Below are 26,174 nucleotides of genomic sequence, written 5' to 3'. Positions count from 1 at the left end.
TTGGCTAGAAATAACTAAACCACCCGCATACCTGGCTGTGCGCCTTCGTGCGGTTCTAGGATATAAATCTCACTACCATCGCCAGCGGCTAATACCATGCCTTCCGACAAACCAAACTTCATTTGGCGGGGGGCAAGGTTCGCCACCATCACGGTTAGCTTGCCTTCCAATTCTTCTGGTTTATAAGCACTTTTAATACCTGAGAAAACTGTGCGCGTTTCGCCACCTAAATCTAGGGTGAGTTTCAGTAGCTTATTCGCCTTAGGAACGGCTTCACACTTAATGATTTTGGCAATGCGTAAATCAACCTTCATAAAATCATCAAAGTTAATTTCAGCAGCAATAGGCTCTTTTTGTAGCGGGCCATCTTCCTGAGCGGCTTCTTCAGTACCCGCCTGTAAAGCCAGTTCTTTGGCCACATCTTCGCGGCTAGCTTCTAGCAAGGCTTCAATTTGTTTATCGTCAACCCGCTGCATCATAGGCTTAAAAGTTTCTATGGCATGGTCTTCTAGCGGCTGAATACGGCTCTGCCAATCCATGCTGTCGACTTTCAAAAAGTCAGCGGTGGTTTTAGACATGGCAGGCAACACAGGCGTTAAATAAACCATCAGCACACGGAAAAGGTTAATACCGGTAGAACAAATGCCTTGCACTTGGGCAGCTTGGTCTTCTTGCTTGGCAACCACCCAAGGCGCTTGGTCGTTTATCCAAGTATTGGCTTCATCGGCCAGCTCCATAATTTGACGCATAGCACGGCCAAATTCACGGCGTTCGTAATCAGCGGCAATGCTTTCACCAGCATCTACAAAACGCTGGTAAAGTGCTGGCTCGCTCATTTTGCTTAATACACCGCCGCCTTTTTTAACAAAACCAGCACAGCGGCTGGCAATGTTGACTAGTTTGCCGACTAAATCAGAGTTCACACGGAAAACAAAGTCTTCAAAGTTAAGGTCTAAATCATCAACACGGCTGGTGAGCTTGGCAGCAAAGTAGTAGCGCAGGTGCTCAGGGTTTAAATGGTCTAAATAGGTGCGGGCTTTAATAAAAGTGCCGCGTGATTTAGACATTTTAGCGCCATTGACCGTTACAAAGCCGTGGCAGTAAACGCTGTTGGGCGTGCGGAAATTAGCACCTTGCAACATGGCAGGCCAAAATAAGGCGTGGAAATAAACAATGTCTTTACCAATAAAGTGATAAACCTCAGCAGTTGAATCTGGCTTCCAGTAGTCATCAAAGTTTAAGTCATCACGCTGGTCACACAGGTTTTTAAAACTCGCTAAATAACCGATCGGGGCATCTAGCCAAACGTAGAAGTATTTACCCAGCGCATCAGGAATTTCAAAACCAAAATAGGGCGCATCACGGGAAATATCCCATTCTTGCAAATCAATGCTGAACCATTCTTTTAGCTTGTTGGCGACTTCATCTTGCAGGCGGCCATCTTGCGTCCATTCGGCTAAAAACTGCTGGAAATCGGGTAGTTTAAAGAAGTAGTGTTCAGAGGTTTTTAAAACTGGCGTTGCACCTGAAATGGCAGAACGTGGATTAATCAGTTCTGTGGGCGAATAGGTGGCCGAGCACTTTTCACAGTTGTCGCCGTATTGGTCATCTGCTTTGCATTCTGGGCAGGTGCCTTTAATAAAACGGTCGGCTAGAAAAATGCCTTTTTCTGGGTCGAACATCTGCTCTATGTCACGCCTTGCAATGTGCCCAGCATCACGTAAACGGGTATAGATTAGCTCTGAAAAATAGCGATTTTCTTCTGAGTGGGTGGAATGGTAATTATCAAAATGAATGTGGAAGTTTTTAAAATCTTCGTGGTGTTCAATTCTCACCCGATCAATTAGCTCTTCAGGTGTAATACCTTCCTGTTCAGCACGCAGCATAATGGCAGTACCGTGGGCATCATCGGCACAAACAAAGGTACACAGGTTGCCACGGCTGTTTTGAAAGCGTGACCAGATATCGGTTTGAATGTATTCCAGCAGGTGGCCTAGGTGAATAGGGCCGTTGGCATAGGGTAAAGCGCTGGTAACCAGTATTTTGCGTTGGGTGGGCTGTTGTTGGGGCATGGGGTTCCTGAATTCTTGATAAGCATAAATGAGGTATAAAAATAATGGCTCTATCTTAGCGATTTTTTATCTTGTCTGCACCAGTGAACTGCTTGAAATATAAGGTGTCTTCATTCTTAATGGTGGAATTAACCGATTAGACTTAAGTTTTAGGTCTTTAGCTATTTTTTCTTGAGGTGTTGCTTGGATAAAAATATGCAGGCTTGTACAACAGCAGAGAAGCTACATTTAGCCCACGACTTTGGGCAGGGTAAAAAGCGCAAAGCTGAGCAGCGAACCTTATTTGTCACCCTTTTAACCCTAGTAACCATGGTGGCAGAAATTTTTGGCGGTTGGATAACCGGCTCTATGGCATTGTTGGCCGATGGTATTCACATGGGCGGTCATGCGCTGGCGCTAGGTTTGGCTACTGCGGCTTATTATTTTTCACGCCGCCATGCCAAAGACAGGCGCTTAAGCCTAGGCAGCGGTAAAATTGCCGACCTAGCTGCTTACACCAGCGCCTTGTTTTTAGGTGTTTCAGTGGTTTGGCTAGTATTTGAGTCGATTAATCGCCTGCTTAACCCCCAAGCCTTGATGGCTAAAGAAGCTTTGTTAGTGGCAGTCATAGGCTTGGTAATTAACTTATTATCGGCTTGGCTGTTAGCCGGTAGTGAAGAGGCTTGTCAGGGGCATAGCCATAATACTAGCCACAGCCATGATCACGGTCACCAGCATAATCACGGCGCTTCGCAGGACAACAATTTAAAAGCCGCCTTGGTGCATGTTATTGCCGATGCTGTTACTTCTGTAGCAGCGATTTTAGGTTTAATTGCCGCTTGGTTGTGGGGTTGGTTATGGCTAGACCCAGTAATTGCCTTGGTTGCTTCGTTAGTGGTGTTGCGCTGGGCGGTGGGCTTATTGCGCCAAACCGGTGCTATTTTGTTAGATGCTGAAGCACCTGAAAAATTAAGAGCCGATGTTTTAAAGCACTTAAATGCGGTAGAAGGCACACAAGTGATGGATTTACACCTTTGGTCAGTCGGGCAAGGGGCGTGGACTTTAACCGCTAGCCTAGTCAACCACTTGCCTACTTCGCCCGATGCCTACAAAGAACAACTGAAGCATTTATCTAGCTTACACCACCCAGTAATTGAAGTATATATTTGTGAGGTATGCGATTTTCCTGTTTGAAGAGGCTTGTCAAAAAAATACCAATGCTGTTAATCTGAATTGAAGCAACAAGTTACAAGCTTAGGGTGGGAATGATCTTCTCGCCTTCCGGTAAACCTAGCTGACACAATCGGCAGGGTTTAAAAAACAATAAAGTAACTGAGTAGGTGATCTTATGAGTGACCAGCGCAGTCTGTTTCACCAGCAGGTTTATCAGCCTGATTTCTTAGACCCTAAGGCATCAGCGATTCCCACTTTTAGTCTCTTGCAACAAAAGGGTGAGCTTTACCCCACAGCTAAAGCCCCAGACCTTTCTAAAGAAAAAGCTTTAAAAATTCACGATACTTTTTTATTTATACGCGCCCTAGATGAGCGAATGCTCGCCTCGCAACGCCAGGGGCGTATTAGCTTTTATATGACAGAAATAGGTGAAGAAGCGGCAGATATTTGTAGTGCTGCGGCGCTTAAGCCAGAAGATACTATTTTTGCTCAATACCGTGAACAGGGCGCTTTGGCTTACCGAGGCTTTAGTGTTGATCAGTTTATGAACCAAATTTTTGCCAATGAATTGGATTTAGGCAAAGGCCGACAAATGCCGGTGCACTATGGTTCTAAAGCACTTAACTACGTCACTATTTCTTCCCCTTTGGCCACGCAAATTCCGCAAGCCACAGGTTATGCCTATGGTTTAAAGCAGGATAAAAAAGACCAAGTAGTGATTTGTTATTTTGGAGAAGGTGCTGCTTCAGAAGGTGATTTCCATGCAGGTTTAAATATGGCTGCGGTTTTAAAAGCACCGGTTATTTTCTTTTGTCGTAATAACGGTTATGCCATTTCAACCCCAGCGCATGAACAATTTGCTGGTGATGGCATTGCCAGCCGTGGTACTGGCTATGGTATTAAAACTTTAAGGGTCGATGGTAACGATGCTCTAGCCGTTTATGAGGCAACGCGTTTAGCTCGAAAAATAGCCCTAGAAGAACACCAGCCTATTTTAATTGAAGCCATGACCTACCGTTTAGGCGCTCACTCTAGCTCAGATGACCCGAGTGGTTATCGAAGCAAAGCAGAAGAAAGCAAATGGCAAGAACAAGACCCTGTGGCACGTTTTAGAAACTGGTTAATTAAACAGGGTTGGTGGAGCCAAGAAGAAGATGAAGCCAGCCTTGCCAAGCACAGAAAGCAAGTAGCAGAAGCCATGAAAAAGGCTGAAAAGTTACCTAAACCTGCTTTAGATACGCTGTTCAGTGATGTTTACGACGAGCTACCTTGGCATTTAGAAGAACAGCTTGAAGAAGCCAAAGCGCATATTTTACGCAATCCAACGGCTTATCCAGCAACCGCAGGGAGGCTAGTTAAATGAGCAAAATGAATTTACTCCAAGCCGTTAACTCAAGTCTAGAAACTGCCATGCAGCAAGATGAGCGGGTGTTATGTTTTGGTGAAGACGTGGGTGCTTTTGGTGGGGTTTTTCGTGCAACCAGTGGCTTACAAGAAAAGTTTGGTAAGAGTCGTTGCTTTAACACCCCTTTAACCGAACAAGGCATTATTGGCTTTGCTCTAGGGTTAGCCGCACAAAAACAAGTACCAGTTGCTGAAATTCAGTTTGCTGACTATATTTTTCCAGCTTTTGATCAGCTAGTAAACGAAGCTGCTAAGTACCGTTACCGTTCAGGCAACGAGTTTAATGTGGGCAGCTTAACGGTGCGTGCTCCTTATGGTGGCGGCATTAACGGTGGCTTGTACCATTCCCAATCCCCCGAAGCTTATTTTACCCATACACCGGGTTTAAAGGTGGTAATACCACGCAATCCACATCAGGCCAAAGGCTTATTATTAGCTTCAATAGCTGATGACAACCCAGTATTATTTTTTGAACCTAAAAAGCTTTACCGTGCTTCTACAGGTGAAGTACCAGATGAGCATTATCTTTTACCCTTAGGTAAAGCAGAAGTGGTTAGAGAAGGCACAGATATTACTCTGGTGGCTTGGGGTGCTCAGGTACAAGTAATTGAAGCAGCAGCCGATTTAGCGGCAGAAAAAGGCATTTCTTGTGAAGTGATAGATTTGCGTACCCTGTTGCCTTGGGATAAAGCCACTTTAGTTGCTTCCCTTAAAAAAACAGGCCGTTTAATTATTAACCATGAAGCACCCAAAACTAGCGGCTTTGGTGCCGAACTAGCAGCGAGTTTGCAAGAAGCCTGCTTTCTTCATCTTGAATCTCCCATCTTGCGGGTGACTGGTTGGGATACACCCTTCCCACTGGCATTAGAAAAAGAATACTTCCCTAATGCTTTACGCACCCTAGATGCCATTCAATCCAGCATGGATTTTTAAGGAGATAACTAATGAAAATCGATTTTATTCTGCCAGATATTGGTGAAGGCATCGTTGAGTGTGAACTGGTTGAGTGGCATTTAGCTGAAGGTGCTGCCGTTGAAGAAGATCAACCCGTAGCTGATGTAATGACCGACAAAGCCTTAGTTGAAATTACCGCTATGCATACGGGAATCATTACCAAGCACTATTGGAAAAAAGGGGAAATAGCCAAGGTGGGTCAGCCACTGTTTGAAATTCAAGTGGCAGGTGAACAAGCTGCTAATACAGGAACAGCAGAAGCTGTAACGGCACAAGTTGAAGAACAGAAAGCGCCTGAAGCAAAAACTAATGATCAAACACCCCTGGGTAGCAATGCCAAAGCCTTAGCCAGCCCAGCGGTCAGACGTATAGCCAGAGAGTTAGAGTTAGACCTAAACCAAGTAGCTGGTAGCGGTAAAGAGGGGCGAGTGCTTAAAGAAGACCTTTTACCCTATCAGCAAACACAAGTGGCTCAGTCTGTAAACCAGCCTGTAAACCCAGCCGTTAATCGAACCGAACCGATTACTGGCATTAAAGCGGCTATGGCCAAACAAATGCAGGCAGCCTATTCCAGTATTCCACATTTTACCTATGCTGAATCCATTGATGTAACTGAGCTAGAAGCACTACGTCAAGAACTTAAACCTGAATTTGAGCAAGCAGGTCAGCGACTGAGCCTGATGCCTTTTATTATGAAAGCACTGGCTTTAGCGGTTAAACAGTTCCCAATTTTAAATAGCCAGGTGAATGCAGATTGCACCCAGCTAACTTACCTAAGCGATATTAATATAGGTATGGCAGTGGCTAGTGCTAAAGGTTTGCTAGTACCCAATATAAAACAGGTACAAAACAAAACTTTAAGAGAGTTAGCGGCTGAAATAACTCAGGTAACTGAGCTGGCGCGGCAAGTGCGTTTACCACCAGCTAGCATGAAGGGCGGCACAATAACCATTTCTAATATTGGCGTTATAGGCGGTACAGTTGCTACGCCGATTATTAATAAGCCAGAAGTGGCTATTGTGGCTTTAGGGCGGATGCATAAGCTGCCACGTTTTAATGTGGCAGGTGAAGTAGAAGCACGCTTAATCATGGATATTAGTTGGTCAGCAGATCATCGCGTTGTTGACGGTGCAACCCTGGCGCACTTTTGTAATCTATGGAAAAGCTACCTAGAAAAGCCAGCCAGAATGCTGGCGGAGCTAAGTTAAGCTGACTGCTATACTACAGGCATTTCCTGATAAATAGCCACGCGATTACGGCCTTGCTCTTTAGCTTGATAAAGCGCAAGGTCAGCTTTTTGCATAAGGTTATCTAGCTGCTGTGCTTCATTGGTTAAGTGGGTTAAGCCTATAGAGACAGTAAAGTTAATTGAGCCACCTTCAGGCAAAAAGACTTGGCAAGTAGCAAGGTTAGATCTGAGGCGTTCAGCCACTTGTTGCGCTTCTTCTAAAGGTGTATGAGGAAGTAAAACAGCAAACTCTTCACCACCAACCCTGCCTAATAAATCTACATCACGTAGAGTAGATTTTATGGTACTAGCTAGGTGTTTCAGTACTAGATCGCCAATAGCATGACCATGCTTATCATTCACTTTTTTAAAGTGGTCGGCATCTAACATTAAGACGGCTAAAGGCGTATCTTTGCGTTTAGCTTGTTTAAGCGCTTTTTCAGCTTGCTCATAAAAACTACGGCGGTTATTAATGCCTGTTAATGCATCAATGTTGGCTTGTTTTTCTAAAATTAAGCGAGTTTCTTTATCTTTTTGCACAGCAAACTTTTGTTGTACTCGGTAGGAAGCAGCAAAAAAAGACAAGACACCAATTAATAGTAAAATTAAAGCCGTTAAAGCACGCCCTAAAGGCTGGTATAAAAAAGTGTGCTGGTTAATTACTTCTTGTGGAATAAAAATTACCAATTTCCAGCGAGTATTAGCAAAAGATTCTTTAGATAATTTTGGGTGATGCTCTAGGCGAAAGTGGGCTGGCTGATCGTCTAGGTAATTGAGTGGTTCAATAGCTTGGTAACGAAAAATGCCACTGTCCATTTCAAGAATACCTGAGTTATTTGCCTTAATACTTGGCCAAGCTTTGGGATAAAAGCTTGCAAAGGTGTGGTCAGGCTTACCTAAATCGGCACCCCACTCATTGCTTCGTACATGATTACTAAGCCAGTAACCTTGATGATTGAGCAGCATACCTTGCTGGCTAACTCGTTGCGTCATTAAATGCCGAAAACGTTTTAACATACCCTCGGCTAGGTAGTTAATAACAAATACACCCACTGCTTCGCCCTGTTCATTGTAAAGGCGAGTCGAAATGCGCAAGGTGGGCTTATAGGGTAGCTCTATTGCTCCTTGCTCTATGTTTAAATCCATAGGAGAAACGTAAATTTGGCCAGCAGGCATTTGCAAAACTGAATTAAAGTAATAGCGGTCAGCTTTATTTTGTAATTCATTGGCCGCTACCAGCACACCCTGGCCATTGACTAGATTGACTCTAATTTTTTCTTGACCTGAGTTATCGAGTAGGCGAATTTGATCAAAGCGATGAAAAGAGGTTGAAATACTTGTAAAGAAATCTTCTAACCTAAGCTGGTTTTCTAAGCTGTTATCATTAATATAAGTGTTTAAAATATTAGATTTAACTACCATATCGAATATATGTAGCTGTTCGTACATTTCTCTTTGAATCATCTGCCTAGCAGCTACAACAGAGGTTTCTTCTTGGGCAATTAGCTGATCTTCTATGCCTTGCACATACTGTAGGTAAATAGGTAGGCTAATAGAAAATAAAAAAAGCGAAATGGTTGAAAAAAATGCAAAAAAATACCTCAAGGTTAAATGCCTTAACCTTGGGTTGGGGGGCAAAGTTTCTGTGTTTGCTAGGTTTTGATTCAAAGAGGGTTCCTGTTTAGAGCGTTCCTTTTATCCTACTTTAACAGCTTTAAAAATATAGCATCCTTTGCTCTTTTTAAAACAATGTGCGGATTATAAGCCTTAAAGCACCAATGTAAACCCAGTTGAGCTAAGACTTTATTGCTAGGGGCTTGTGTTAAGTTTCTTTATTCAAGGGTAAATCGAATTTCCTCTTGCTTTATTGCACTATAAAAATTAGCTTTGTCTCTACCTCTATCTACCCTAGTAAAAGGCTATCTATGCTGCTTTTTTGGAAAAAACTGTCTTTACGTTTACGGTTATTTTTGTCTTTTGGTGTGCTTTTTGGCTTGATGACAGTGCTTACACTGGTTATACAAACAAGCCTTTACACCAAAAGTCGTGTTGAAGGGCTTATACAGCAAGAACTACCAGCCCACCTTGCACACTTAGGTACTGAGGTGGCTTTAGAGTTGGCACCTAGCATCTACTTGTCTCGGGGTCTGGCAAATAATCCGCTGATAGTGCGCTGGGTTGAAGAAGGTCGGCCAGATGCTGAGTTAGCCAAGGTTAGCAATGAAATGGCTAAGACCTTTCAAGATTTAAGTTATGCTTCAGTTTTTTTTGTTGTTAATGATGGCGAAGAAATTAGCTACTATTATTTTTCTAACACCCTTAATACCACTAAGTTAACCAAAGCCAATGCTGATGATGCTTGGTATTTTGATTACTTAGCTAGTTTGAAACCTTATGAGCTGAACTTAGATAGCAACAAGTTCACTGGCAAAGAATTACAAATGTTTGTGAACTATAGCGGTAGTGAAATCAATAGCTTAGGTCAGCCGCTTATAGTTGCGGGTGTTGGCTTAGATATGCAAAAGCTAGCTGATTTAATTAGCAACTACCGTTTAGGCGAACAGGGCAGGGCATCACTTGCTAACCATAAGGGTTTAGTTGAAGTTAGCTCAAAAGATTCAACGATTACCAACCTAGCAGCGACACCCGAATTAGAGTCCTTGTTGGGCCATGATGAGCTACTAGTTAAGCAGGTCACTTTTCAAGGGCAAGCACTTTTTGTTGGTGTAGTGTGGCTTGAAGACTTGCAACGCTACTTGGTTGTTGAAGTACCCCGCAGCGAATTTATGGCACCCATAATGCAACAGCTTTATCAGTCTTTACTGGTGGGTGGCTTGTTTTTATTGCTTAGCTTGGCTTTATTTTACCCTTTAGCTGTTTCTTTAAGTCGTCCTCTGGTTCACTTTCAAAGGCAATTGGGTGTTATAACTCGTACTTTAGATTTATCCAAACGCTTGGAAACTACTGATCAGGCAGAGCTAGGTGATCTGGCTATTCAAATTAATAGCCTACTTGAGCGCATCGAAGTTGCTATTAGTGGTGTATTAGGTAGCTCTAAACGTCTAACCACAACGGCCACATTACTGGCACAAACGGCTGGTTTGGTTGGACGTAATACCGATAAGCAACAAGAAGTTAGCCAAACCATGGCGGCTGCAGTTGAGCAAATGTCTTCTTCGGTGGCAGAAATTACCTCAACTATGGAAGAATTATCAGCTTCTTCTACGCAAATAGCCGACCATTCCCAATCAGTTGTTGAAGTTGCTAACCTCACCCTAGATAGCAGTAAAAAAGGTGCTGAGGCTATGCAGCATTTACAGGCACGTATGGGCGATATCCACCAAGACAGTGCCACTAGCCTGCAAGAAATTATTCAACTGGGCAGCAAATCTAAAGAAATTAGTAAAGTTATGGATTTAATCAATACCCTGGCTGATCAAACTAAGTTAATTGCTTTTAATGCGGCTTTAGAAGCCTCAAGCGCAGGCGAGTCAGGTAAACGCTTTTCTGTGGTTGCCAGTGAAATTCGTCGCCTAGCCGATAGTGTGACTGATTCCACTCATGAAATAGAAGATCGTATCCAAGAAATCCAAGATTCCATTAGTCGGTTAGTTATTACCTCAGAAAAAGGTGCTCACTCCATTCAACTAGGTATGCAGGTAAGCTCTGAAACAGCCGAGGATTTAAACGCGCTCGTTCAAGCAGCTAGTAAAACCAGTAATGCAGCACAACAAATTTCACTTTCAACCAAACAGCAAAAAACCGCCAGCAACCAGGTGGTGATTGCCTTGCACGATATAGCCAATGCTAGTAGCCACAATGCCGAGTCGGTTAGAGGTATAACGGAAGTTAGTAAAGAAATGATCGAAATGTCGCAGCAACTTAATGAACTGGTGCATGAGTTTAAGGTTAAGCAATGATTAAACCCAAACTAATCAGGGTATTGATTGTTGATGACTCTAGTGTTGCAAGGGCAATACTGCGTGAAATACTAGAAGGGCAGGAAGATATAGAGGTGATTGCTGAAGCGGTTAATGGTAAAGAAGCAATCAGCCTAGTGGAACAGCTACGCCCAGATTTAGTAACTATGGACCTTAATATGCCAATTATGAATGGTTTGGAAGCCATAGAGCATATTATGCACCATAAAGCAGTGCCTATTTTGGTGGTGAGTAGTGAAACCGATGCCGATTTAGCCTACCAAGCCTTATCTAATGGGGCTTTAGAAGTTATTGCTAAGCCCAATTTTGATCCAGAACAAGTTGAGCAGTTTATTCACCAAATACGTCTTTTATCGGGTGTGCCTGTTATTACGCGAATGAAGCGTTTCAACCCTAATGACAAGCTAGACAAAATGGCCACACAAGTTTGTTTTGTTGAAAAAAATGCCACTGAACACCCCATCTTTGCTATAGCTTCATCCACTGGTGGCCCTAAAGCCTTAGCTAACTTACTGTCTTTGCTACCTAAAGATTTTCCAGCCCCCATATTAATAGCCCAGCATATAAGCAATGGTTTTATTGAAGGTATGGCCTATTGGCTTTCCACACTTAGTTTATTGCCTGTTAAGGTGGCTGAAGAAGGTGAACTGCTAGAGCCTGGTAAGGTGTATTTATCCCCTTCTGAACAACACCTCACCATTACTCCAGACTATCGAGTAAAACTTCAGACCCGAGCAGAAAAAGATATTTATCACCCCAGCTGTGATGTCATGCTTAATTCGGTAGCCGAGGTTTTTGGAACAGAAGCAATCGGTATTATTATGACTGGCATGGGGCGTGATGGCACTAAGGGAATGACTGCTATTTATAATCGTGGCGGTATTACTCTAGCTCAAGATGAAGCCAGTTCAGTTATTTATGGTATGAACGCTGAGGCAGTTAATGCAGGTGTGATTCACCGTGAGTTACCTTTAAGTTGCTTAGCCGATGAAATGCTGCGTATTTTGCTTTTAAAGCCAGCAGGTTATCTAGCTGCTATGCGGCGAGGTGACTTATGACCAGCAGTGAGCTAACAAGCATAAAAAAAATGGTGTACCAGCATTGTGGTTTATTGTTAGAAGGTGTTGCTGAAGAACGCTTACGCAAAGCTATACAAACTAAGCTAGTAAAAGAAGGTTGTGCCGATCTAACCGCCTACCGCAAGTTAATAAGCCAAAATAGCCAAGCTTTTGATCAGCTGGTGAACCATTTAACTGTAAATGAAACCTATTTTTTTCGTGAACCAGAACAAATTCAGCTGCTGGTCAATCACCTTTTACCCCAAGTTTTGGCGAATAAAAGTTCAAATGAACCAGTGCGGATACTCAGTGCAGGTTGTTCCTCAGGTGAAGAACCCTATAGCCTTGCTATCGCTATTCGTGAAGCCTTGGGTGTTAATCTAGCCAAGCGGGTAGAGCTAGACGCTGGTGATTTAGACCAAAATATTCTCAAAAAGGCGCGTGCAGGCTTTTATTCTGAATTTTCTTTTCGAGGCGTCACAGCAGACCTGCGTAAACGTTATTTTTTACCCCAAGAACGTGGCTTCCAGCTAATTCCAGAAATACGCCAACAGGTTAATTTTTATGAACTTAACCTCTTAGCACCTGTGTTTCCTAAACAGCTACACAACTACGATCTTGTATTTTTTCGTAATGTATCTATTTACTTTGATTTAGAAACACGCCGAATTATTCAAAAAAAGTTTTATGAATTAATGCCAAGCGATGGGCTACTAATTCTTGGTAGCTCTGAAACACTAGGCAATAACCTAGGTGTGTTTGAGCTAGTAGAACAGCATGACCAATACTACTTTGTTAAAGGAAGTCGCTACCTTCCCAAAAGCAGTGCGTTGGAAGTTAAGCCAACCACAATAACAACAAAGCCTGAAGTTAAATTACCCAGTTTAAACAACCCCATTAAGCCACCCCTTGGTGACTTTCCTTTGCCTGATATTCAAACAGTTCAGCAATTGGTTGCCGACAAAGAATACCCACGAGCCTTGCACTTGTTAGCTAGCCTGCTAGTAAAAGATATAAACAACCTGCCAGCGCTGCTACTAAAAAGTTGGATACTTTTAAATAGCCAAGACTTTATCGCTACTGACCAGCTTTTAGAAGAAGCCTTTGCGCTAGATGCTTGGTCCATTGATATGATGTTTATGAAGGGGTTAAGTGCCAAATGGCAAGATCAGCAAGCCGTTGCTATTGAATGGTTTAAAAAGGTGGTTTACACCAACCCAGAATGTTGGCCAGCCCATTATTATTTAGCTGAGATATACCGAAGTCAGCTGCAGCCAGAAGCAGCTTTGAGAGCCTACCAAACCCTGGTGCGTACTTTAACAGCCAATATTAAGGCCAGTGATGCTATGCAATGGATACCCCTATCTCTTCCAGCAGGTGATCTATTATTTTTAAGTCAACGTCATTTGCAAAGCTTAACTGATGACCTGCAAGTGAAGGAGAAATAAACATGGCTTTAGATATTAAAAAGTTTATTTCGCGCTTTATAGAAGAAGCTAGAGATCACCTAGGTCGTTTAACACAAGGCTTAGCAGACTTAGAGCAGGGAATAGATACAGAACAGATTAACAGCCTTTTTCGTTCTGCTCATACGCTGAAAGGCTCTTCTAGAATGCTCAAGTTAGAGCCTATAACGCTGGTCGCTCATAGCCTAGAAGACCTATTAAGTGCTTTGCGAGATAAGCGTCTTGGTAGCTCAGCCGGGGTGAGTGCTTTACTTTACCAAGCGGTAGACACCTTAACAGATCAAGTCGAAGCCTTAGAAGCTAAGGGTGAGGTTGCCGAGCTAAATGCCACTCAACTAGAATTTTGTAAAAAGTTAAGTGCGCTTGCTGAAAACCCAGACTTGTTAAACACCCCAGTAACTCCAGCAACAACAGCATCGCCAACAGTCGTTAGTGAAGCTAAAGCAGAACAAGATAAACCCGCTTTAAAATCAACTGATACTGTCCGTATTAAGCTAAGCAAATTAGAAGAGTTGATTAAACTCATGGGTGAGCTGGTTTCTAATCATGCTGGTATGCGCGAGCTAGCTACGAGTGCACGCCAGTTAGAGAAAACAGCAGAAAGTAAGCCTAATAGTCATTTAGAAATGCAGCAATTTTCTCGAAATATCCGAGAAACAGTGCTAGCACAAGAAGACTTAATGCAAGAGTTACACGATAAAGCCTTGCAGATGCGAATGCTGCCTCTAGGCATAGTATTAGACTCAGCTTCGCGACTGGTTAGAGATATGGCACGTTCGCTAGATAAGCAGGTAGAGTGCCGCATACAAGGCAGTGAAATAGAGCTAGATAGACAAATGATTGATCAACTAGCCGACCCTATGATTCACCTGTTACGTAATGCACTAGATCATGGTATAGAACCGCCTGCTGAACGTCAGAAAAAAGGTAAGCCAGCGAGAGGACTAATAAAAATTACTGCTCGCCAAGATGCAGGTTGGGTTGTTTTAGATATAAGTGATGATGGTGCAGGGTTATCTTTAGAAGCTATACGTGACAAGGCACTAAAAAAAGGTTTGGTTACTGAAGCTGACCTAGCAGAAATGAGTGATCAAGAAGTTACCGATTTAATCTTTTTGCCGGGCTTTTCAACGAGCGCTTTAATAACCGAAGTATCAGGGCGTGGTGTGGGCATGGATGTTGTTAAGCGCTCTATTGTTGATGAGCTGCAAGGCGTTATTAGTGTGCGAACCCAGCTAGGAAAGGGCGCTTGTTTTACCTTGCGCCTACCCTTGTCCTTAGCCAAAATGCGTGTTCTAACCATAAGCGCGGCAGGGCATGAACTAGGCTTTACAGCACAATACATAGCAGAATTACTAAGCGTACCAGAAGCCTCGTTAATCAAAGTAGCCGACCGTAATGCGGTTATAATTCGTAACGAGTTTGTGCCAGTGGTAAAGTTAGCCGACTTAATTGGTTTACCGGTTAAAGCCAAGCAAGCCAGTAAACCTATAGCAGCCAACAAGAAAGCGCTATTACTGCTAGTAATACGTGTGCACACCGAGAAGCTAGCTTTAATTATTGATAAACTGTTAGATGAACGTGACCTAGTAATAAAACAGCTGCCTGAACACCTACACAGCAATACACTTATTTCTGGTATGGTTACTACAGGGCAGAACAAGTTAGTTAGCCTCTTGCATGTACCCTACCTTTTAGCCAAAGCACGTAAGGTAAGAGGCACAGCTAAGAATGAAACCCCAACGCTCGGTAAAGAGCAACGCAAGCGTATTCTAGTGGTTGATGATTCACTGAATACCCGTGAAATTGAGCGAGATGTGTTAGAAGCTTGGGGTTACCAAGTTACCCTAGCAGAGCATGGGCAAGATGGTTTAGATAAAGCGCGTGCAGAGGTTTTTGATGCGGTATTAACCGATGTGGAAATGCCAATTATGGATGGTTTTACCCTAACAGCACGTTTACGAGAAGAAGAAAATTACCGAGATAAACCAATAATAATTATTACTTCTCGTGCTAAGGAAAGTGACCGTCGCAGAGGAATAGAAGTGGGAGCAGATGCCTACATAGTTAAAGGCAGTTTTGATCAAAATAGCTTGGTTGATACGTTAAAAATTCTGCTGGATTAAAAGTAAGCAAACCCAATTAAGAGACAAAGTATGCAAATTTTAGTTGTAGATGACGACCCTTTAGCAGGTGAAATGATAGCAGCTGTTCTTGAAGATCAAGGACATCAAGTTTTCCAAGCAGAAAATGCAGTGGTAGCCCTTGAACTATTAAATGCGCAGCCTGGCGTTGAGCTAGTTGTTAGTGATATGAATATGCCCCTAGTCAGTGGTGTAGAGCTTTACCGTGAACTCCAAACCCAAGGGCGTAAACTACCTTTTATACTACTAACAGGTGATGACCCTGAAGCAGCCAGAGCACAAGAACCAGCCATTGATGCTTGTCTGATGAAAGATTTTAGTATGGAAGAAACCCTTCCTGCTGCTATTGCCAAGGTTATGGCAGCATCTAGCTAAATAATCCCATATTTGGGAGGGAGTCTTCATACATGAGTATGAGCAAGCCAACACTACAAGAAAAAATTGCACGCTTAAGGGCCAGTTTTGTTAATCAATTACCTGCTCGGCTAGAAGAAGCTCAAGAGCAGATGAAATTATTAAAGTCTGACCCTGAAATGAATAGGGTAAGTGCCGTTGAGCTACACCGTGCTTTTCATAGTTTAAAAGGTACGGGTAAATCTTTTGGTTTTATCGATTTAGCCAAAATTGCAGAGCAAGCAGAAAGCTATACCCAGCAGCTAATCGACTTACCCGTTAATCGCACACCTTCTGGCTGGCCAGACACCCTAGAAGATTTATTGCACCAGCTAGCATCGCAAGTACAAATACTTGCTTATGCAGATTTGCAAAACGGTCACCCCCAAGATGCGCCCTTTTTTGATGTTGAAAAAACATCAAGTATGCAAATTTCGAGTGATAGCCCACTTATTTACCTTTGTGATGATGAACCCGAACAGGTCGATCACCTAGCGAATCAACTCCGCTGTTTTGGTTATCAAATAGAGCATTTCAACGATACCCAGTCTTTTCACAAGGCAGTGATTAATAAGCGCCCAGATGCGGTTATTATGGATGTGTACTTTCCGCAAGGTCGCACCGCAGGTACGGATGAACTGGCCAGCCTAAAAGAAGTAACCGGCCAGCAGCTACCTTCCATTGTTTTATCGGGTCGTGATGACTTTGAAGCAAGGCTAAGTGCTGTAAGAGCTGGGTGTGCGGCTTATTTTCTCAAGCCAGCTAAGCCGTTAGAGTTAGCAGCCGTGCTTGATGATTTAATGAATGATAAGCCCGATGAGCCCTATCGCATTCTGCTTGTTGATGACGAGCCAGACGTAGCTGAGTACCACAGTTTAATTTTAGAAGAAGCGGGTATGCTGGTTTATCAAACCCATAAGCCAGAAGTCATTCTTGAAACACTGCGAACCTTTAACCCTGATCTAGTGTTAGCCGATATGTACATGCCTGTTTGTGATGGCGTAGAAATGGCCGCCATAATAAGGCAAGTACCTGAATACGTGGGTTTACCCATAGTCTTTCTTTCAAGTGAAACTAACCGCAAAAAACAGTTTAAAGCCATGCAGGTAGGGGTAGAAGGATTTATTACTAAACCAGTCATCCCAGAAGAGTTGGTTGCTTCTGTTGCGCTACGTGCCGAGCGTATGCGTACTCTGCGTAGCCTAATGGCTAGAGACAGCCTAACGGGCTTGTATAACCACACAACCACTACAGAAATGATGAATACAGCCTTGGCTCATGCGATGCGTCAGGAAGAAACCCTAGCTGTAGTAATGATAGATTTAGACAAATTCAAAGCAGTGAATGATACCTATGGCCATATGGCAGGTGACCAAGTCATTGTTGCTTTGGCAAGGTTGTTTAAGCACCGTTTAAGAAATACAGATGTTATCGGTCGTTATGGTGGCGAAGAGTTTGCTTTATTGCTTAAAAACTTAACACCTGAAAAAGCTAAAGGGCTGGTTAACGAGCTAAGAGAAGACTTCTCAAAAATTATTTTTAATGCAGGCAATAAACAGTTTAAAGTAACTTTTAGTGCGGGTATTAGTTTTTATCCGGGCTGTAGTCGATCCGAAGACTTGCGTATGGCAGCCGATGCAGCACTTTACAAGGCAAAAGAACAGGGACGTAACCAAGTTGTTGTGAGCAAGGAAAAAACATGACCACTAGCCAGTTAGATCAACTGCTGAATGAGCGTGCAGGTAACGACCAAGAAATTGTCGACGTTGATGAACCCGTTGTTAAATTGGTTATTTTTAGGCTAGGTGAACAACACTTCGCCTTTGCTGGCGCTAACATAACAGAGGTTTTACCTGGTGAAGAAGCCGTACACTATTTACCCGGTATGCCCGCATCTGTTGAAGGTGTAATGAATGTCAGGGGCGATATTGAATCTGTAATTCGCCTAGATGACTTATTACAACTAACCACTAATACCAACCAAAGTAAGGCTGAAAACTCGACTATTTTATTGGGTAGAACCAAAGCCATGCATAGCGGCTTAAGGGTGGATCAGCTACTGGATGTTGTTGATCTGCCAGAAAGCCAATTAAAAGCACCACCTGAAGCCTTGCCAGAGCATTTAAAACCCTATGTAACTAGCCTGTTTAATTTTAATAACCTAGCCATAACTCTGCTAGATTTAGACGCTGTGTTTACGGCTTGGTTAGCAGGGCAGGGGTAAATGATTAAGCAGCTAACAGTTGTTCTCTTTTGCCACCAAAACCAGTGGTTTGCATTTGAAGCCAGTTTGGTTAAAGGCCAAGGGAGTTGTTCTTTTTATGACCCTAAGGCGTTGTTATTGCCTTTTAATCAGTTTTTAAACCAGAGTACCGCTAAGGACAAAGCTCAGCAGACTACCCACTGGTTGCGTTTAGCTGCTCAATCAACTGACGCAAAGCCTTGGTTGTTAGGCATAGCAAGCGAAGCTGAGCTGATTGAGTTGCCTGCAGAACAAATCCATACCCTGCCACCTCACTTGCTTGCTCGCCGTACCTTCCCAGCCTTACAAGCCGTTGCTTGGTATCAGCAACGGCTGGTTAGTATAATTGATGCTAGGGTTTTGCAAGGGCTAGCACACCCTTGGCTAGCAAGTGTAACTCCCGATGCAAGTCAGGCCGAGTAACTGCTAAACCTTGCCAGCTAGCTGTTTCTTCTAAGACAAGTAGCTGAGCCTTTAACTGGTTTGCTGTTTGCTCTTGTAAGCGAAAGCGATAACCTGCCTCTAATAATTTTAGTTTAAGCTGCTGTGCTTGGTTATAAGCCGGTGTTTGAGGTTCAACGACCCATTCTTTATCTATTTTCTGAATAAACTCAGCTAAAAGCTGGGGCTCTTCTTTAAATGCTGCTGGGTGATCAGTGGCCAAAACTAGGTAGTTATAAACACTCTGCAAAACGGGTTGACCAATTAAACTACCACCATTTTTTTGCCAAGCGACTAGGTTGTTTAGGTTGTTTTGCATTAGCTTAGCTAGCTGTGCTGGGCGGTTCATCTTTTCAAGCAGAAGCGCTGCCTGCAACTGTGTTTGTATTAGCTGGCTTATACGACCTGCCTCATCAAACCCATAGCGTAAATCTTGTACTTTTAAGCCAGCCAGTAGCTGACTACGTTTTTCTAGCCAGTCTAGCTTTTCTTCAGGGTTATTGGCTAACTGGGCTAAAAAACCATAGCTTTGTAACTTTAAACGCTCTGGTGAAAAATCAGGTAAATCACCTACTTTAAAAGGTTTTGCCGCCAGCTTAGGTAGGGCTTGTAAAACCTGCTTAAACCCTGCTTCTGCTAGCGCTGGTTGGCCCAGCTTAAAGTTTAAATAGGCGAGGCTGAAGTTAGCTTTGGTTAGGTTTAAACCCTGTAATTTATTGGTTGCTAATAAAGCTTGGTAATGTTGTTTAGCTAATAAAAAGTCTTCAGCTTGTAGGGCATAAAATCCGGCTTTTTCTAAAGCAGCTAGTTGTTCAACTTCACCTAACTGTTGGCTAGAAGCCAGTGCTATTTCAGCCTGTTCAGAAGCTTCTTGCAGACGGTTACTGTAAAAAAGGCTTTTCGCTAGCTGCCAATGCGTTAAAAGCTGTTCTTCAGAAGTAATAAAAGGTAGCTGCAAGCGCTGCGCAAAAAACTCACTGGCTAGGCCGTAGTTGCGTACAGTTAAATGCAACTGACCTAGGTTGTTTAACACTGCAACTTGGGTTCGTTGGTTATTCCAAGCTAGGTCTAAACCCAACATATAGTGGTAATGGGCTTGCTGGTAATAGTTTTTATTGTGGTTATAGCCAGTTTGGGTAGCCAGTAGTAGCCGATGATAAATACTGCCTGTCAGTAGATCGGCCGCACCTCGGTTAAGTCCTTTAGGTTGATAAGCTTGTAACCCAGCGGCAAGTTCTTCTAAACGCTTAATGCTCAGTTGCGGATTTTTTAATAACTCTAAGCTGGCCGCAGCTACTGGGTCATCTTTAGGAATTAATTCTTCTGCCATTAGCTGGTTTAGCAATAACTCCATACGCGGTTGCAGGCTGGTATCTAGTTGTAAGGCAATATAAATTAGCTGATAAATTGCCTCAGGGTCAGAGGTTTGTCTAACCAGCGCATAAAAGCTATTGAGTGCAGTTAAATTTTCTTGCTGCTGCAAACTACCATAGGCACGGCTAAGGTTAATGCTGCCGTAGTATTCAGCGGTTTGCGCAAAGCCAGGGTCGTTAATGGCGGTATGGGTTAACCAGTGGCGCGACATCAATTCCATAAAATTGTACTTTTCAGCTAAACCCGTTAACTGAATGGCACGTAAATGCGCTAAGCGGCGTAGCTGGGCATCGTCTTTGGCTGGGGAAAGGCGCTTACTAATGCTGGTAAAGTAGTCACGTTCAACTGCAAATTCACTGGCTGCAACAAGTTTTAATAAGTCCACTTCATTAAGCAGTAGAATTTTAACCCGCTCATCTCTACTAGCTGTTGCCATTTTTTCTAGTTTTGTTTGTTGTTGCTTAGAAGTTAAGTTTAAAGCAGGACTACTTAGCTGCTTTAACCACTGAAAAGCATAAAACAAGCGAGCTTCACTAGAAATTTTATCAACCGCTAAGGCTCTACCCAAAAGCTTTTCTAAAGCAACTGGGTCATCAGCAAATAACTCTGTTGCTAGCTCTAACTGTAAATAAACTTGTAAGGGGTGCAGGTTATTAGCATTAGGCTGAGCTAGGGCGCGTTTTGCTGCTTGGGGTTCTTTAAGTAGATAACTCACCCAAGCTTTAAACAAGGCTAGGTTGGGTGAGTTTTTGCCTTGGGCAGCAAGCCTTTGTTGCTCATCTAACAAGGCTTGGCGGTAGCTAGCAGTTAACATGCCTTGTGGCTGTAGGCGTTGTTTGGCCTGTAACTGCAACAAAATACCAAGGTTAGTAAAGAAAGCATTTAAGTCAGCGTCGGCTAGGTAAACCTCGGCTAGTTGCGCCACATAATAGCTAGCAGCGGTTAATTCATTTAAAGCCAAGTGGTTGCTTAACAAGCGCTCTAACATGGCTGGGCTAGTTTGCTGCTGACGATAACGCTGGGTATTAAGTAATAACAAGCGTTCTTCATAACTGCTTGCCTGAGCGTGGGCTAGATTAATAGCTTCTACTTGCCAAACAGCAGGAATTTGCCCAGTAACCGGCATACGGTAGGTGTCTAAAGAGCCTTCAAAGGCACAGGTCATGTAGAGTTTTTCTTTGGTTAAAGCAGGAAAACTACAGTTTTGTGCTACGGAGGTAAGCTGTTCTGGCAGGTGTTTTTTACTGGTATCTAAAGCCTGCTTTAAAGGTAAACGAAATAACACGCTATGGTCTTGCGCATCTATTTGTTGGTCGTTATTGGTGTCATTCAAATAATGGCTAAAGTAAATAAACTTTTGCTGGCTATCAAAGGTTGCAAAGCTGCTATTACCGGGTAAATCGAGCTGAATCGGGCCTAATTCTTTCTGTTCAGCCAAATGATAAAGAAAAAGCCCACCCTGCTGCTTGGCTGTGGGTTCACGGTTGTAAATTAACCATTGACCATCTGGGCTGGCCGCAGGTGCTGATAGCTGCCCCTGAGTAATCACTTGCTGGCTGTTGTCTGCTAGTGAGTGTAAAACCAGTTCTGTAGAAGCTTGGTTAATGGATTTTCTTAAATAGCCTAGGGTTTGGTTGGTTACCCAAAAAGGCTGCCATTCACGGCTACCACTTTGAGTAACACACTTCACCTTGCCTTGGGTAAGCGGTACTAGGCAAACATCGCCTAATGCATCAAAACGAAACAGGGTTAGTGCAAGCTGGCTAGCATCGGGCGCTAGTGCTGGGTCTTTACTGTCATAATCCTTGGCTAATAGGTAGCTGCTAATGCCTGTTTTAAGATCTTGCTTAACTAAGTTAGACAGAAGGTTTTGGTGGCGAGTGTAATAAATGACTTCATTATTCGTGTCTATCACCGCTTGGTAATTATCTGTTGGGCCAACAGTTACTTTTTCTAAGGGAAGAATGCGGTTAGTACGCCAATCAATGTCTGCAAGCAGTGGGCTAGAAAAAACACTGGTTAAGATTAACCAAGGTAAGAGTTTAAGGCGGCTGTTTAACATCAATGCTTACCCCTAGTTATTTTTGCTGCTGGGTGCGGCATATTCAGCATTTAAAGCACGAAAGCCTTCCTGGTTATCTAGCTGCTCGTCTATGCCTGCATAGGGTTCAGAAGCATTTTTAATAGCAGTTTTCATCAAGCGGTTTTCAAGCTCTGGCCATTCACCAGCTGCATCGGCCTCCATTAGCGTGTGCCTATCAACCAAATAAACATCGGGTACTAGTTTGTTTACCAGACCAGAACAGCCAGTAAATAGCAGACTAGCTAAAAATATAATCAAAAAACGTGGCAGCATTATTTACTCCAAGGGTAACTGGTTAGGAAGTAGCAGTGCTTCTTCACCAAAACGTTCAATAATTGGGCTAAGGGGTAAGCCATGAGCGCGTAGGGGTTCGCTAAATAGCGATAAACCAAAGGTTAAGTCCATTAGGCCATCTTGCATTACCGCACTTATCCATTCTGGGTGGGCTAGGCGCAGTGCCGAGCGAACATTGTTAATTTGTGGGTCTTGGTATTCAGGATCAACCAGCTCTAATAGTTGTAATAGCTGGCTGCGGGTAATATCGGTGATATCCATGCGCCCAGCCAAGAGGCGGCGATTAAAATCAAACTCTAACGCAGTGCGAGCACTGATAGGCGTGTAGTCGCTGGTGGCTCTTTTGGGCAGTAACAGGCGTAAATCTAGCTGTGAAATACGGCTTAATAAACCTAAACGCCAAGCATTGGGTGTTATATCTAGGTAAAAACGCCCAGCTAAATCACCAGCAAGAAGTTGCAAGCTAAATTGCGGCAGTTCAATCAGGTTTTGATTAACCTTAAACCTTGCTTGTAAAGGCCCAACGGAAAGATCGCCCAGCTGTAACTTTTCAAAACTAAAGCCTTTATTGCCAGCTAGGTAGGGTTCTATTTGGTTAAAATCGACTCGCTCAAAAGCTTCAGGCGTTAATAGGTAGAAAAAGCTGAGTTTATTATTTGAGCTGAGTTTTAACTCTTCATTAATGGCTAAAGCACCTTGCAAGCCCTCTAAATTTATACCCTCTAAGGCGAGGGAGAAGTCGTTAAACGCTAACTCTGCCTGAAGAGAAAGCTGCTCGCCCTCATTTACTATTAGCTGCCAAGGGGCAGTTAAACTACCTGAGGTGGTTAAATCTAAATTAGGAATAAGCTGACGAGTGGGGCTAAGTTGCGTTGTGCCGTTTAGCTGTAGGCTAGGTTTGTCTAGGTTAGCTAGTTGTACTTCCCCAGTTAGCTCTTGTTTAAACCATTCACCTAGCTGTAGCGAAACTTGGTGAAGACTTAGCTGTTCACTTTTGGGGTTAAAGTGGATTTTACCTTGGCTGTGTAGGGGTAAAAGCTGGCTTAATTCTAAAGCGGGTGTTTCTTCTAACCAGGTTAAGCTTTTGGCTTTGCTAGTGAATGCCCAGCTAAGCATTTCAGGTGCTAGTCCTGATGTGGCTGTAACTTCTAGATTAAAGTTTAAATCTTCGGCATTTAACCTTCGGGGTAGTTGTAAAGCCGCCAACTGGTAGTTACCAGCTAGGCTAAATTCTTTAGCACGCCAATTAAGGGTTTGTTGCAGTTTAAAAGGTTTTTCTAAACGCACCTGTGCATTTTTAGCAGGTGTTTGCTCTAGCTGTAGGCCGTGTTTTAAGTGGGCTTCTAAACTGTGCAAATCAAGATCTGCCTTGGCTAGAGTCATTAAATCGGCTTCGGGGTGATTCAGTTGTAGCTGAAATTGTTGATCGACTAACAAATGACCCAATTCAGCAAGGGGGTTTAAATCGGCTAGGTAGCTTGCAAGGTTGGGGTTAAGCGATAAATTTAATAAGCCATTCAAATTAAGCTGCTGTGGTTTATCTGTCGCTTGTAGGTCTAGCTTGGCTAAAGGCTGGTTATCTACCTGAAGGGCTAATTGAGTTTTAAGTGCTTTAAATCCAGCCTCTACTTGGCTGGCTATTTCTAAATGAAAAGGCAAAGGCTTTAATAAAGGGGGGTGCTGAAGGGCTTCTGAGCTAAGGCTAAGGCGTATTTCAGGCTGAAATTCAGGAAAAGCACTGCTGGCGTGTAGCTTTATAAATAGCGGTTGCTGAATAACTAGCTCAGTGGTGGGCGAGCTTTGGCTAAGCGCTAAGTCTAAAGACTGTTCTACAAAGCCAGTTAGCTTTTCAAAATCAGCGGTTAAGAGGTTTTCTGCACCGTGGTTTAAGCGTGTTTTAGCGGTTAAGTTTAGCTGTAAATCACCAGGGAGTTCTTTTAGGCTAGGCTCAGTCAAAATACTGGCTAGCTGGTTGGGCAGGTTCAAATAAAGCTGAGGTTCTAAACTTAACTGCCTGGGTAGATTGCTTACCCCAAGGTTTAGCTCTGCTAGGTTTAATTCATTAAGTTGGCTCGTTGCTTGTAACTTTAAATTAGATAAATCTTGCTGCAACTCAATATTTAGCTGTTGCTTAAAGTCGATTGGCTGAAAAGAGAAGGCGCTGGCTAGTTGGTCAAGGGTTAGCAAAAGTTTTGCTATAACCGCATCTGGCTCGTTATGGCTGGTTAGCTGCAAATTAAGGCTTTCAAACTGATAGTTGTCTTCATCTAGCTGTAAATTTAAATTGCTTAGTTGTTGTTCTAGCTTAACCCTAACCTCTAGGTTTTCTGGCTGTAAATTAGGTAGGTTAATTTGAGAAGCCAAGTTTAACTGGTAGCTGGGCAGCGCTAGGGTTATAAAGTTTAAAGTTTCATCTTGCTGTGCAAGGTTTAGCTGGGTGTCAGTCAAACTAAAATCTAGCTTTGCTGGCGCTAGCTTAAACTGCCAAGCATTTTGTTCTTTGGTGAGTTCAACCAGTAGGTTTAAATTCAGGCTAGGCTGGGTAGTTAAATCTAGCGTTAAGGCAGGTTGTTGATTATAAGCGGCTTGTAAGGGTGCTAAAGAGTTAAGTTGGCTGGCTATCTTTGCATTTATACCGTTATCTTGCCAAACTGCCGTGGCAGAAAAATCAAACTCGCCTTGCCAAGCTGCGTGGAGGCGTTGCTGGCGTTCTTTTACTTCTAAATCAATTTTAAAATTGTTTAAAGCCAGCTCTTTTAAGCTAAGGCTAATAGGCGGGTTATCGAGTAGTTCAGTCATTTCAGCCAGCAAAGCAGGAATATCTAACGCTTCTTCGCTGGCATCTAGCTCGGCAATTTCTGCATCAGTATTTAAATCCAGCAATAAACAGCCTGTCGCTTGTAGGTCATTTAAAGCTAATTTATTAACTTCTAAATGCTTACCCATTAAAGCTAAAGCAGAAAAATCTAACTCAACTTCTGCCAAGGTAAGGTTAAAACCATCGCAGTTAGCAGCAGTTGAGCTAGAGCCTTCAGCTAAAGGGTTGTTAGGTAAAGAGCCTTCAGCTAAAGGATTATTAGGTAAAAAGCCATCAGGCAGTTGGGTAACTTGAATGCCTTTAATATGAATGGAGTTAAGTAAGTCGATGCGTAAGTGGCTTAACTCCACCTGAAAGCCTGTTTGCTCGGCAATTATGGGTTGTAGCCTTGGCCAAACTTGAGTTTCAACTAAAGAAGATTTAAGCGCAAAATAAACGCCAGCTACCGCAAGTAGCGGTAAAGATAAAAGCACAAAAAAACTAATCAGCCAAAAGCGCGGGCGTTTTAAAAAAAACTGCTTAGGCTTTACAGCTTTTTTATCAGTAGCCGCTGGCGATTCCTGTGACATTGATTACATTCCTTAAACAACTAATTAGCAGAGGCAAAGGTCATTTAGTTTAGCCCTTATTTAAAGATTTACTAAAGATGGTAGAAATTATCTAGCACCATTTTCTATCCATTCAACTAGTTTAGTAACATCTGATTTAGATAGGGTTGCTTTTCCATTCTCATGGACACCAATGGCTGAAGAGCAGCCAAGTGTACTTTTGTTTCCATATTCTTGTGATACAGCCATAAGTATTGCGGATTTATCTGGCTCACCTGGTTGTATAAATGGATGTTTATCTAAGCAGTCAGTAGTCTGGATAATATTCCACGGTATTTTAGGCGGGTTTGTTGTGTAATAACCATTAGTAAGGTCTATACCTCCAGCTTCACCATAAGGACTATGACAGGTTCCGCAGCTAGAACCCGTTGAACCCTTGTCATCATCACTACAACCCGCAAAAAGTGCTAGCAAAACTAATACCAGTAAAATACGGCCATTCAACAACCAGCTTTTTAGGTTTTGCATAATTAAATTCCTTTCCTGTTCTTTGTACATTTTA

18 protein-coding genes are annotated in these 26,174 nt (G+C 43.0%); 12 read left to right on the top strand and 6 right to left on the bottom strand.

What is annotated here, in order from left to right; translation table 11 throughout:
* Positions 1-14: 14 nt before the first annotated feature.
* Positions 15-2,072 (bottom strand): methionine--tRNA ligase, encoded by a 2,058-nt coding sequence (metG, locus tag H571_RS0106870; protein WP_027848653.1) that lies wholly within the window; start codon positions 2,070-2,072, stop codon positions 15-17.
* Positions 2,073-2,267: 195 nt separating this feature from the next.
* On the opposite strand from metG, the gene dmeF reads away from it, so the two are divergent.
* The 4 genes from dmeF (at position 2,268) to H571_RS0106850 (ending at position 6,790) form a co-directional block, all read left to right on the top strand.
* Positions 2,268-3,245 carry a CDF family Co(II)/Ni(II) efflux transporter DmeF gene (gene dmeF, locus H571_RS0106865; protein WP_027848652.1) on the top strand — a complete coding sequence of 326 codons (978 nt, stop codon included), beginning with the start codon at positions 2,268-2,270 and terminating at the stop codon, positions 3,243-3,245.
* A 154-nt stretch (positions 3,246-3,399) separates the two neighbouring features.
* Entirely contained in the window at positions 3,400-4,587 is a 1,188-nt protein-coding gene (locus tag H571_RS0106860; protein WP_027848651.1) for a thiamine pyrophosphate-dependent dehydrogenase E1 component subunit alpha, read from the top strand.
* The gene (locus tag H571_RS0106855; RefSeq protein ID WP_027848650.1) at positions 4,584-5,561 is read left to right on the top strand and encodes an alpha-ketoacid dehydrogenase subunit beta; all 978 of its coding nucleotides are present in this window, start codon (positions 4,584-4,586) and stop codon (positions 5,559-5,561) included. The genes H571_RS0106860 and H571_RS0106855 overlap by 4 nt, the downstream gene beginning before the upstream one ends.
* Positions 5,562-5,572: 11 nt before the next feature.
* Positions 5,573-6,790 (top strand): 2-oxo acid dehydrogenase subunit E2, encoded by a 1,218-nt coding sequence (locus H571_RS0106850; protein WP_027848649.1) that lies wholly within the window; start codon positions 5,573-5,575, stop codon positions 6,788-6,790.
* 8 nt (positions 6,791-6,798) lie between these two features.
* Here H571_RS0106850 and H571_RS0106845 read toward each other — a convergent pair whose 3' ends face one another.
* Positions 6,799-8,478, bottom strand: a complete 1,680-nt coding sequence (locus H571_RS0106845; protein ID WP_027848648.1) for a sensor domain-containing diguanylate cyclase — start codon at positions 8,476-8,478, stop codon at positions 6,799-6,801.
* A 257-nt stretch (positions 8,479-8,735) separates the two neighbouring features.
* On the opposite strand from H571_RS0106845, the gene H571_RS0106840 reads away from it, so the two are divergent.
* From H571_RS0106840 to H571_RS14530, 8 genes are read left to right on the top strand one after another with little or no spacing between them, the layout of a single operon-like run.
* The gene (locus H571_RS0106840; RefSeq protein WP_027848647.1) at positions 8,736-10,730 is read left to right on the top strand and encodes a methyl-accepting chemotaxis protein; all 1,995 of its coding nucleotides are present in this window, start codon (positions 8,736-8,738) and stop codon (positions 10,728-10,730) included.
* Positions 10,727-11,809, top strand: a complete 1,083-nt coding sequence (gene cheB, locus H571_RS0106835; protein WP_027848646.1) for a chemotaxis-specific protein-glutamate methyltransferase CheB — start codon at positions 10,727-10,729, stop codon at positions 11,807-11,809. The genes H571_RS0106840 and cheB overlap by 4 nt, the downstream gene beginning before the upstream one ends.
* Positions 11,806-13,257, top strand: a complete 1,452-nt coding sequence (locus H571_RS0106830) for a CheR family methyltransferase (protein ID WP_027848645.1) — start codon at positions 11,806-11,808, stop codon at positions 13,255-13,257. The genes cheB and H571_RS0106830 overlap by 4 nt, the downstream gene beginning before the upstream one ends.
* A 2-nt stretch (positions 13,258-13,259) precedes the next feature.
* The gene (locus H571_RS0106825; RefSeq protein ID WP_027848644.1) at positions 13,260-15,401 is read left to right on the top strand and encodes a hybrid sensor histidine kinase/response regulator; all 2,142 of its coding nucleotides are present in this window, start codon (positions 13,260-13,262) and stop codon (positions 15,399-15,401) included.
* A 30-nt stretch (positions 15,402-15,431) separates the two neighbouring features.
* A complete protein-coding gene (locus tag H571_RS0106820) occupies positions 15,432-15,794 on the top strand; it encodes a response regulator (protein WP_027848643.1) in 363 nt (120 codons plus the stop codon).
* 32 nt (positions 15,795-15,826) lie between these two features.
* Positions 15,827-17,515, top strand: a complete 1,689-nt coding sequence (locus H571_RS0106815; RefSeq protein ID WP_027848642.1) for a diguanylate cyclase — start codon at positions 15,827-15,829, stop codon at positions 17,513-17,515.
* Positions 17,512-18,036 carry a chemotaxis protein CheW gene (locus H571_RS0106810; RefSeq protein WP_027848641.1) on the top strand — a complete coding sequence of 175 codons (525 nt, stop codon included), beginning with the start codon at positions 17,512-17,514 and terminating at the stop codon, positions 18,034-18,036. The genes H571_RS0106815 and H571_RS0106810 overlap by 4 nt, the downstream gene beginning before the upstream one ends.
* Positions 18,037-18,477 (top strand): hypothetical protein, encoded by a 441-nt coding sequence (locus H571_RS14530; protein ID WP_036217804.1) that lies wholly within the window; start codon positions 18,037-18,039, stop codon positions 18,475-18,477.
* On the opposite strand, the gene H571_RS0106800 is transcribed toward H571_RS14530, so the two are convergent.
* The 4 genes from H571_RS0106800 to H571_RS0106785 all read right to left on the bottom strand — a co-directional run bounded on the left by H571_RS0106800 (position 18,407) and on the right by H571_RS0106785 (position 26,140).
* Positions 18,407-21,931: a hypothetical protein gene (locus tag H571_RS0106800; RefSeq protein WP_027848640.1), complete on the bottom strand. Its 3,525-nt coding sequence runs from the start codon at positions 21,929-21,931 to the stop codon at positions 18,407-18,409. The genes H571_RS14530 and H571_RS0106800 overlap by 71 nt on opposite strands.
* A 12-nt stretch (positions 21,932-21,943) precedes the next feature.
* The gene (locus H571_RS0106795; protein ID WP_027848639.1) at positions 21,944-22,225 is read right to left on the bottom strand and encodes a hypothetical protein; all 282 of its coding nucleotides are present in this window, start codon (positions 22,223-22,225) and stop codon (positions 21,944-21,946) included.
* A 3-nt stretch (positions 22,226-22,228) separates the two neighbouring features.
* Complete coding sequence (locus H571_RS0106790; protein ID WP_027848638.1) at positions 22,229-25,633, bottom strand: AsmA family protein; 3,405 nt, start codon at positions 25,631-25,633, stop codon at positions 22,229-22,231.
* A gap of 87 nt (positions 25,634-25,720) precedes the next feature.
* Positions 25,721-26,140 carry a hypothetical protein gene (locus tag H571_RS0106785; protein ID WP_027848637.1) on the bottom strand — a complete coding sequence of 140 codons (420 nt, stop codon included), beginning with the start codon at positions 26,138-26,140 and terminating at the stop codon, positions 25,721-25,723.
* Positions 26,141-26,174 lie beyond the last annotated feature (34 nt).

The sequence above is a fragment of the Marinospirillum minutulum DSM 6287 genome (genome assembly GCF_000422325.1).
GTDB classification, from domain to species: domain Bacteria; phylum Pseudomonadota; class Gammaproteobacteria; order Pseudomonadales; family Halomonadaceae; genus Marinospirillum; species Marinospirillum minutulum.
Note: the sequence above shows the minus strand (reverse complement) of the source record. Positions and strands in the feature narration are given on the sequence as shown.